Annotated in this window: 12 protein-coding genes; all 12 read right to left on the bottom strand. The window is 33.1% G+C overall.

The annotated features are described in order from the left end of the window. Positions 1-16: 16 nt before the first annotated feature. Positions 17-2,392, bottom strand: a complete 2,376-nt coding sequence (locus AB9K26_RS07215) for a hypothetical protein (protein ID WP_369971871.1) — start codon at positions 2,390-2,392, stop codon at positions 17-19. A gap of 234 nt (positions 2,393-2,626) precedes the next feature. Then, positions 2,627-3,379, bottom strand: coding sequence for a hypothetical protein (locus AB9K26_RS07220; protein WP_369971872.1), 753 nt, complete (start codon positions 3,377-3,379; stop codon positions 2,627-2,629). Then, positions 3,379-4,359, bottom strand: a complete 981-nt coding sequence (locus tag AB9K26_RS07225) for a DNA cytosine methyltransferase (protein ID WP_369971873.1) — start codon at positions 4,357-4,359, stop codon at positions 3,379-3,381. Before AB9K26_RS07225 ends, AB9K26_RS07220 begins: the two co-directional genes overlap by 1 nt. A 242-nt stretch (positions 4,360-4,601) precedes the next feature. Further along, the gene (locus AB9K26_RS07230) at positions 4,602-5,066 is read right to left on the bottom strand and encodes a hypothetical protein (protein WP_369971874.1); all 465 of its coding nucleotides are present in this window, start codon (positions 5,064-5,066) and stop codon (positions 4,602-4,604) included. A 23-nt stretch (positions 5,067-5,089) separates the two neighbouring features. Beyond that, entirely contained in the window at positions 5,090-5,515 is a 426-nt protein-coding gene (locus AB9K26_RS07235; RefSeq protein ID WP_369971875.1) for a hypothetical protein, read from the bottom strand. Between the two features lie 178 nt (positions 5,516-5,693). Further along, a complete protein-coding gene (locus tag AB9K26_RS07240) occupies positions 5,694-6,272 on the bottom strand; it encodes a YdeI family protein (RefSeq protein WP_369971876.1) in 579 nt (192 codons plus the stop codon). Positions 6,273-6,274: 2 nt separating this feature from the next. Next, entirely contained in the window at positions 6,275-6,664 is a 390-nt protein-coding gene (locus AB9K26_RS07245) for a DoxX family protein (RefSeq protein WP_369971877.1), read from the bottom strand. 7 nt (positions 6,665-6,671) lie between these two features. Then, on the bottom strand, positions 6,672-7,136 hold the full coding sequence (locus tag AB9K26_RS07250; RefSeq protein WP_369971878.1) for an SRPBCC domain-containing protein: 465 nt from the start codon (positions 7,134-7,136) through the stop codon (positions 6,672-6,674). A 2-nt stretch (positions 7,137-7,138) separates the two neighbouring features. Continuing rightward, complete coding sequence (locus AB9K26_RS07255) at positions 7,139-7,462, bottom strand: helix-turn-helix transcriptional regulator (protein ID WP_303399241.1); 324 nt, start codon at positions 7,460-7,462, stop codon at positions 7,139-7,141. A 307-nt stretch (positions 7,463-7,769) separates the two neighbouring features. After that, a complete protein-coding gene (locus AB9K26_RS07260) occupies positions 7,770-8,222 on the bottom strand; it encodes a hypothetical protein (RefSeq protein ID WP_369971879.1) in 453 nt (150 codons plus the stop codon). A gap of 225 nt (positions 8,223-8,447) precedes the next feature. Next, positions 8,448-9,611, bottom strand: coding sequence for a hypothetical protein (locus AB9K26_RS07265; RefSeq protein WP_369971880.1), 1,164 nt, complete (start codon positions 9,609-9,611; stop codon positions 8,448-8,450). Between the two features lie 237 nt (positions 9,612-9,848). Continuing rightward, the coding region (locus AB9K26_RS07270) for a hypothetical protein (RefSeq protein ID WP_369971881.1) at positions 9,849-10,116 on the bottom strand (268 nt) is incomplete at its 5' end.

Genomic DNA, 10,116 nt, shown 5'->3' on the forward strand with positions numbered 1-10,116 from the left:
AAATTTTCTAATTTAATTAATCATATTCTAAAAATAGAGTCTCATTTTCATTCTGAATTAAATTATTAATAATATTGAGATTATCTTGAGATAATTCATTAGGTATATTATCACCATTAAAGCTTGTAGTTACATCTAAAGCATAATTAAACTCATATGATAAATTTCCAGTGTTACATTCTGGGTTGCCTGTGCCTGATGGAATCCGTTTAGAAGCATTTGCAACAAGTAATGTGTTATCTGAAATTGAAACACCATCACTAACGTACAAGCTACCTAACGAAAAAATATTAATTAAATTTACACTTGGGAAATTTGGATCTGGACCGAGATCTTCTTGCCAACCAATAGTAACCCTTTTGTAAAGACTTGAAGTCATATTGTAGTAAAGTGACTCTGGATAAATAGTTGTTTTTCTGTAGATATTTGGGAAATCTGCAAAGATTGATTTGTAATAAGCTACAAATATCAAATTGTCACCATCTTGTTCTACTTTGATAAATATATCACCAGTCTGACCAATTTGATTTCCACAATTTAGAACGTTACCTTGAATTGGATTTTGTACTGAATAACTTCCCACATACCAACCAATAACAGAATTTGAATTTATTCCATTACCGTTAATTAATATCGTATCACCTTCAGGATTTATTATGCTAATTACGTTTAATTCACCTGAATACTCTTGTTCTTCAGTTGGTTCGAATGTAATAATAACATCTTGACTGCTATTACCTACAATATTTCCTGAAATCCAGTCAGCTGTAAATCCTTCAGGTAAACTTATGGAAGTAACTTCGACTGAATTTGATGTAGGATTCGTTATCGTTAAAATTCTTTGTGCAGTTTGTCCAACCTCTACATCTCCAAAATTTAGATCACCACTCAATTGTAAGTTCTGGTTTGTGGCAGTTACATCAAAAATTACAAAGCTTTCTATAAATGTGCCGTCAGCTTTTTTTACTTTTGCCTCGACCTGTTGAACTTCTTGGTTTCCCAACGTCCAAAAAACTTGTGCAATTCCATTTTCATCTGTTATAACGGTCTCCTCATCTAAACTTCCTCCTCCTTGTATTACTGAAAAATAGACTGGAACGAAAGGTAGAGGATTATCCAATAAATCTGTTACTTTGACAATTAAAGGCTCGTCCAAAAGTTGTCCTTGTGTTCCTGTTTGATTGTTACCAGATTCAATTGCCAGTGAATTAGGCGCATTCCATATTGGCTCTTCAAAACTATCAGTAGATGAGAAGTCAGCAAGTGTATTTCCAAAAATTGTAATATCAACACCAGTAGTCAAGTCCAATCCTGTTTTTAATTCTGCATCCCAATCCAAAGATGGCGTAGCTAGATTGAATGTAAAATCTTCAGTAAGTTGTGGCTGGCAATATGGGCCAATAACTCCATAAAATTTTAAACTGGCTCTAGGAGTAATAGTTAGGTTTTGTACAATGTTCACTTGTCCATTAAAATCCATTGAGTTAATTTCCAAATTAGGATTTAAAACAAAGTTTCCATTCCAATTATCATTTTCATACTTAACTCCAGTTGTTACTCCAAAAGTACTTGTCCAACTTGATATATTGGAAACACTTGCATCAACCGATGCACTCAGTTCAGCAACTAATTGAGTATTAACAACAACCACTACTGGAACGCCAGCCACAGGAAAAGTTAAGTACTTGTCATAGTCAACCAAAGTCTGTGAAAATTCAGATAAAGTTAGATTTTCTGCAACAGTTAAATCCAAATCGCAATTTATTATAAGGTTTGCGTTATTTGCCTTAAACTCTAAAAAGTCCAATCCACCAAGTAATGAATAATCAGCGTCAAAAGTGAAATTAGGGTCAAATGTTGCATTTCCGTTTGTTATTGTTAGAGAAGCGTTACCGTCATCGTAAAGCACTGTATTTGAAAAATCATATCCCAATCCATTTTCATTTAAACTTACTCCTTCTCGTAAATAATTGATTTGAGTTTTTTGATTTGTAGGGTTAGCCATTCTTGAGCTTTCTGAAATATCAGTACTGAACTGAATGGAAACATTGTTGAAAACATCATCTATTGTTGCTTGTGAAGTTTGCAGAGACACATTATTTCCATTTGAGGTTATTGAAACTACTTTTCTCAAAAAACCTTCTGCCTCATCTCCAACAATGATGTCATTTGTATTTATTTCTGGTACGTTACTTAAAAACTCAATATTATAAACACCATTGTTCAGATCTGTTTCGGAACTCGTAAGATTAGAATTTTCGTCCAATATAATCACAACATTTTCCGCAACCTCAGGATCTAATTGATTGTTGGGATTTTCATTAGTATTAGAATCATCATTTGAACATCCAAAAAAAATCAAAAGTGAAAAGAGAGCGGTTAGCTTTTTCATAAGGAAATAATTTATTGATTAATAGCTTGTTAAAAGTAGGAAAAATATTAACAAATGTAAATACCCTTTACTGGGTATGCAGTTTCTCAAATTGCACACAACGGTCTCGTATAAGAATAGTAGCGGATTTTTACGCACTTACTTTTCGGTTAAACACAGACCTTTTTTATATTAACTTACTTTCATTTTAGCGATTAAACCGCTATTATTTTTATACAATGTTGTGCCCAGTTTTTATTTCCGTTCAATTGTAACCCAAGATTTGTCAAATCCGATTGCTTCAAGGATTTTTTCCTTGTCAAGCGTTTCGGGTTGCTTGATTTTCAAAATCAAAGTTTCTTCGGGTACTTTTTCAATAATCGTAAACTGTGAGCCGTGAGGTTGCCAAACAAATTGTTTATCCCGAGTTCCCTTTACAAAACCCTCTAAATTCCCTCTTTTATTCCATTCAAAGTCGAAAAGTTCTGCGTCGTAACGGATTGTATCAAATTCAAATACTGCTACTTGCGAAAGGTCATTTGATTTTACTAAAACAACTGTTCGCAAGTGTTTATATTTTTCTCTTATCGCGGAAACTCTCTCATTCCAAATTTCTAATACTTGTTCTCCAATCTCATTTGGGTCAGCAGAAGTGTCAATTGTTCCGCCATACGAATAAACAGGTGAGTTTCGACCAGAAATCAGTCGTACTTGCTTTAAATTTTTGAAGTTTTTTATTCCTGATTTTACCGTTTTTGCGCCCCAAGCTGTATTTCCCATCACGACATCATCTAAACCTACATTTGAAGGTTTCCAATCGGCACCAATACATAAAGCAAAAATTTGTTCCCACTCATTTCCTTGCAAATCTGCTCGTCCTTTACTTGCAAGAAGGTAGACTATTTCTTGTCCAAGGATGTATGGAAAATCAGAATTGAATTTATTTAGTGGATAAGCTGAAACAGATTTGCTTACCGTTCTTAATCTCGGTGATTTTTTCTTTGCCATTAACTTGCATTATATTTTAAATCATATTCTCTTAAAACCAATGTTTGGTCAACAGTTGAGGCAATATATGGCAGTAGTTTTTGAGAAACGGCCTTAATCATATTCACAGGAACAGCATTTCCAGCTTGTTTTTTTGCTTGAGCATCACTAACAACAATCTTATACCAATCTGGAAAGCCTTGTAATCTGAACATTTCACGAGGTGTCAATCTTCTTTCTCCGTTTACTAAAAGATAGTTATGTGAAGCACCAGAACGTAAAGCGCACGAATAAGGATATGAACAAATATTTCCAGATTTGTTCTCGTGCCAAATCGACGGATAATAGGATGAAGCGTGTTTTTCTTTGCGCTTATTTCTTATGTATTCGGAAGCATAATATTTTTCATCGACTTTGTTTTCCAAAATTTCGGTCAATGATTTATAAGGCTTTTCAGGATTTGGAAAAGTAAATAAAATCGGTTCTTTGTGTCCAACAATGACAACTCGCTCACGCTTTTGAGGAAGTCCAAAATCAAGAGCGTTTAAAACACTATACTGAACGTGATAGCCTAATTCTTGAAGTGATTTTACGATAACCTTTAGGGTTTTTCCTTTATCGTGTCCAACAAGCTGTTTTACATTTTCTAAAATGAATGCTTTAGGTTCTTTTTCTTTGAGTATTCGGGCAATGTCAAAAAACAATGTTCCTCTTGTATCATTTAGTCCTTTCATCTGTCCGATTATGCTAAATGGTTGGCAAGGGAAACCAGCAAAAAGTATATCGTGGTCAGGAATATCTTTTTCGTCAATTTTGGTAATATCTCCAGCTGGTTTTTCTCCAAAGTTGGCTTCGTAGCTTTCCTGTGCATATTTGTCTATGTCAGAAGAAAATACGCATTCAGCTTGAATTTCGTTTTCCTCACAAGCTTCTTCAAATGCTACTCGAAAACCTCCAATTCCACAAAAGAGGTCGATAAATTTTAGTCTTTCTTTATACATATGGTAAAGTTAAAAATATGTTCCGAACATTCGGTTTGGAACTGAATTTTTAATCAACAACGAAATGTTAATCAAATTGGGCACAACGTGTTCGTGTATGGCTAGTTGTGTGATTCGTTTAGTAAGATAGCAAAAAAACGGAATAGGGATTGAGTGGAATTCGCTAGAATTCCGCGAGAGTTCTTTAACAGACTATTAGCTATACACGTTGTTGTGGTGTCGTTTTTTCTATCTGTTGATCTTTAAATGATACTACCTATTGGAATAATTCCAATGATGAAATAAAAAATTAAATAAAACAGAAAGATAGTTCCAAAGGTTATTGCTGTTCTTTTATAAAATGGCTTTCTAGTTGTTTTTTTATAACCTATAGTTTGCCAAACTAAATTCATTAATGTTTGAAATCCAAACAAATGAAATAATGCTATTCTTACTTTGATGCATTGCTGTTTATATTCCTTTATTTCTTGCCATACTCCAACATCTCCCATTTTTTCTCCTTCAGCACTTTTTAAGTACTGACCATTAAGGTCATTTATCTGCTCATTTTGTACTAGTAGGATAATAAGGATGATTGTTATTATAATTGTCCAGATAACTACTGGAAATTGCCAATATCTGTTTTTAGATTTTGACAAAAACAAAAATAGATTTATGATTATAACAATTCCGATTAATAACCTCAAATCAAAAATAATATCACTCATTTTAATTGTCTTAAATCGCTCAGTTATTGGTCAAAATTATTCTTACTCTTACTATATTTATATTTTCCAGTTCCAAGTTGCCCAAATTTTCCAATGTCTACAATCCAATAATCTCCACCACTTCTGAAGTTCCAATCTCCTTTTTCGATTTCAACATTTCTTTTTAGTACTGAATAAGTATTGTTTTTTTTTAGTTTCAATATACACGTTTTACAATTGGGATAATCAGTTAGATTATAAGTTCCAACATATCTTAATTCTGCTTGTCTATGATTGTTATACTGACTGTAACTAAAAAATATGAGTGGAATAGAGGAAACAAGTAGATAAATGAAATATTTAGTTTTGATTTTTTTTCGTTTTACCAGAATCAAACCAATCATAATAATTATTGGAATGGTAAGAATAACGTATATTAAAACGACAAAAAGTTCTCCCAATGCTGACATAGTTTATTTAATCTTCAGATATTTCTCAAAATGCACCACAACGGTTTTGTATATGAAAAGTAGCGGATTTTACTCACTAACTTTTCGGTTTGGTACTGACATTAAATTTATGAAAACCACTTTAGATTAAGCACTTAAACCGCTATTTTTTATATACGTTGTTGGCGGTAGTATTTTTTTATCTTTCGTTGTGACCTTTTCCGTCAAAGATTTTCGGTTTAGCCTTTTCAATTCTTGAACTTCTTGTTTTAGATTGTTTGGCTTCTGAAAAATAGAGCAAATAACCTCTTTGTCGTCCTGGTGTCAGATTGTAAAATGCAGTTTTAAATTCCGAGTCGTTCTCAAATTCTTGTTCAAGTTCTTCAGGCATTTCATATTCCGAAGTCTTTTTCATTTTAACTTCCAAACCTGCTTTTTCTGCTTCTATTGCTTCAAAAATATAGGCTTTGATAATTGCTTTTGTGTCAATAATTTGCTCTTTGTTTGTAAATCGAATTTGTCGAGCAGATTGAACATTTTCAGTCTGTTGCACCAAAATATTATCGTTGTCATTTAGCAAAGCTCCTTTGTGAAAAAGTAAAGCACAATATTCCTTAAATCCGTGAATTAGCACAATGTTTTTGCCTTGAAAAGTGTAGCAAGGGTGCATCCATTTAAAATCTTCGTCAAGTCCACATTCCAAGCAAATTTCTCGTAGCAAAATGGTTTCTTCTTTCCAATTCTTGATTTTGTCTATGTATCTGTCAACCTTTTCCATATTTAGTTTTGTTTTTGTAATTCAATGATTTTTCGGTCGTTCGGTCTGAAATACCAAGACACAATTGATACTAAAAGCAAAATAATTGAAGGCATTGCTTCTGTTATTGGTTGTCCAACTACTAAATGCGATATGGTTGCTCCGGACATTGCAAAGAAAAACCCTGCATAAGTCCATTCTTTTAGCAAAGCTTTTTTAGGAATTAAAATGGCGATTACGCCCAAAATTTTCCAAGTCCCGAGAATTGACAGCAAGTAGAGTGGGTAGCCAAGTTGGGTAACTATTTCGTTGTATACACCAATTTGAAGCATTTGCTGTATTCCGCCAGCCAACATTCCGAATGATAGGAAGATTGTTGAAACCCAATAGGTTATTTTTTTCGTTTTTGTCATTTTGCAATTATTTTGATTTTGTCAATATTTCTTCCAATCGGTTATGTGCCCAATTGATACCTTGCTTGAATGGAAGTTTTAGGTTTTGGTCTCTGTGGTTCACGGATTGATAGATTACATTCTGTTTTAATCTGCTTGTGTTTTCGGACAATTTCTCGAATTCGTAAATTTCGAGTTGAACGCCAAAAGGCATATTTTCCATTTCAAAAGTCCTTATGATTTTTTGGTTTGTTGTGAAGTCGTGTATTGTACCATTAAATCCAATTTGGTTGCCTTTTGGGTCGGAAGTTGAGAATTGGAAACTACCGTGTTTCTGAAAGTCGAACTTTAGCACTTTCGTTCCCATCCATTGTTCAATTATTTCTGATTCTGTGTAGGCTTTGAACAATAGTTCTACAGGCAAGTCAAACGTTCGTGTTATGAGTATTTCCTGTTTACCATCTTCGGCTATCACGTTTGTTTTTAGTTCCATATCTATTTTTTTGATTGATAGTTTTTCATCACCGATTCCAATTTGTTAAATCGGTCGTCCCATAGTTTTCTGAAAGGCTCGATAAATTCCGCTATTTCTTTCATTCCGTTTGGGTTTAAGTGATAGTAGATTTCTCGCCCTTTTTGTTCCTGCTCTAAAATTTCACATTCGGTGAGTATTTGAATGTGCTTTGAAATCGTTTGCCTTGAATAATCAAAATTTTCGGCAATCGCAGTTGGTGTCAAAGCTTGTAGTGCAACCAAAGAAATGATTGTCCTTCGAGTTGGGTCAGCAATGGCTTGGAAAACATCTCGTCTTAATTTCATTACGCAGTTATTTGACTGCAAATATAAGTGCAACTATTTGACTGCGCAAATTTTTCTCTTTAAATTTTTGGAAATTAGTGGTCTGTTTTCGGTTCCGTTATATTACCGCCAACGTGTTCGTGTAAGGTTTGTTGCGGAATTTCAGCCGAGCGCTTTTGCGATTGGATGAGCCAGCTTGACTGGCGAAAATTCCGTTGGAAAAAAAGCGAGAGGCTAGGCTAACGAATTGATTCCTGAAATAAATATAGTTAAATAATGCGAGAATTTTTCCGCTGGAAAAATTCCGAGCAATTAACTTTACACGTTGTTAGGGCAAGTTTTTTGTTCTGTTAATATCATCATCAGTTCCAAGTATTCCATCTTTCCCTTTTGAAATCAAGACAAAACCCATTCCGTTTTCAGTTTGTTCATAGAAAAACTCATTTTTCCAATAGTCTAGAGTTATATCTTTCCTTAGTGGATTATTTCTAATTATATCTGTGAGGTTTGCAGGATAAGATTCGAGATCGTTCTTTTCCTTTTCAAGAATCATTTGGATTTCTGCTATTTTTTCTAAAGTAACTTTATTTCCGTTAGGAAGTATGAAGTAGATAATAGGGATTGCTACTAAAAATAGTATTCCGAATAATTTCCATACAGGATGAATCATTAATTTCTTAGGAAGGTTATTCTGTTTTTCGAACTCACGTCTTTTCTTTTTCCGCTTAGAAAACTTGTAATCTTCATGCCACCAAAGTAGTTCTGAAATAATGTCTAACATTCAATTTTTCTAATTTGCCCTAACTTGTTCGTGTATGGTTTGTGCGGATTGAGCCGAAGCTGTTTTAGCTTCGGATGAGCCACTCGTGGCGAAAAATCCGCTGGAGGAAAACAGCAAGGCTCTGGCCTGCGAGTTTTCCGGTTGTTTTAATGTTTATTAAAAGTAGGAATTTTTCTTTTAGTTAACCAACATAGCATTAACTATACACGTTGTTAGGTGTAGTTTTTATTCTATATTTATTTCTGGTTTTAATTCAAAAGGACCTTGCTTTAAAGATATTATATCATCTAGCATAAGTACAGTTCTAATTAGACACCTTCTCGTTTCATCTCTAAAAACTTCAGAATGAACACCTTTGTTTGCCAAGTTATTTAATTTAGACCATTGAGAAAATAGAACTTCTGTTGATGCGACAACCAAATCAACATTTGTTGAACTGGCTCTATTTATTTTGGCATATTCAAATATCCTATTTTTATACTTATTAGCTTTTAATGAATTTCCAGTTTCACTTGGTTCATCTTGTGGTGGAAAAATACAATCAGTAACATATTCGAATATTCTTCTGCATGATGTTACTACTTGCGCATATTGTTCATTAGTTTCAGCACTATCAAATGTATTTAAAGCTGACCATAATTTATTACCTAAATCAGGTGCACTATCAATTAATTCAGAAACAACATTATCAGCAATATATGCTAATGAAGAACCGAATCCTTTTTTCCATTCTGCTATTCTTCTTGCATGTTCATAGTTGTTAAATACATCAAAAATTGTATATTTTAATTTTAAATCTTCAAATTCTACAGAGTCAAAACCCAAAGCAAGAAATTCTTTTTGCATTTCAGTATCTAAATCATCACTAGTCATACTGTCATGAAACATATGTAATTTCCTGTTTATTATTCTAGTATAAGGAATTAAGGATTGACCGTATAACATCCAATGAGTTTTATTACTATCATTAATTTCCATTGCTCCAATGAATGGGTCGTAATTTTTTAAGTTTTCAAATAAATATTCTGCGTTTTTTAGGTCTATACTTTCAAAACAAACTACAAATATATTTTGAGATAAAGACTCTTCTAACTTTACTTCATTAAATTTTTTCCAATTGTTTTCTTCTGAAAACAGCCAACTATTTATTAAGTCTATGTATTTTTCTTCGTTGACCTGATAACTCGTTTTAGTATTATTATCAACAGTTTCTTCTGAAACCTTTTCTCGGCTATATAGTAGAAACAATAGGTCACCAACAAACATTTTTGAAGAGATATTTAAGTTTCTATGATTTAATAAGACTTTAAATATTTCATAATATATTGGATAGCTGTAAAACCCAGGAAACATTTCGTGGTCAGCATTAAAATGTAAGGCAATTTTCATTTTCGGGTTGCGTTTCGTTAAATTACACCTAACGTGTTCGTGTATGGTGTGTTGCGGATTGAGCCGAAGCTGTTTTGGCTTCGGATGAGCTACGAGTGGCGAAAAATCCGCTGGAGGAAAACAGCAAGGCTCTGACTTGCAAGTTTTCCGATTGTTTTAATGTTTGTTTAAAAGTAGGGAATTTTCTTTTAGTTAACCAACAAAGCATTAACCTTACACGTTGTTGGCAATAGTATTTTATTCGGTCACACTTTCTTCTAACTCATCTTTTTTGGATAAAACTTTTCCAATTATCATTGGTGTTAGAATGCAAGCAATTCCAATTATAGAATTCCAACTAAACTGTGTAATAAAATTCATTACAATTAAATAGATTCCACAAATTGTAAGCACTATTTTGAGTTTTATGTTATCGAAAGCCCATGCAAAAGCTAAGTAAGCAATTCCAATTAAGCAAAACATAGTTATGTTAAGTATTTTGTTTGTTTCGTAATCGAAATTCAAA

It is taken from the genome of Psychroserpens sp. XS_ASV72, assembly GCF_041224425.1.
In the GTDB taxonomy this organism is placed as follows: Bacteria; Bacteroidota; Bacteroidia; order Flavobacteriales; family Flavobacteriaceae; genus Psychroserpens.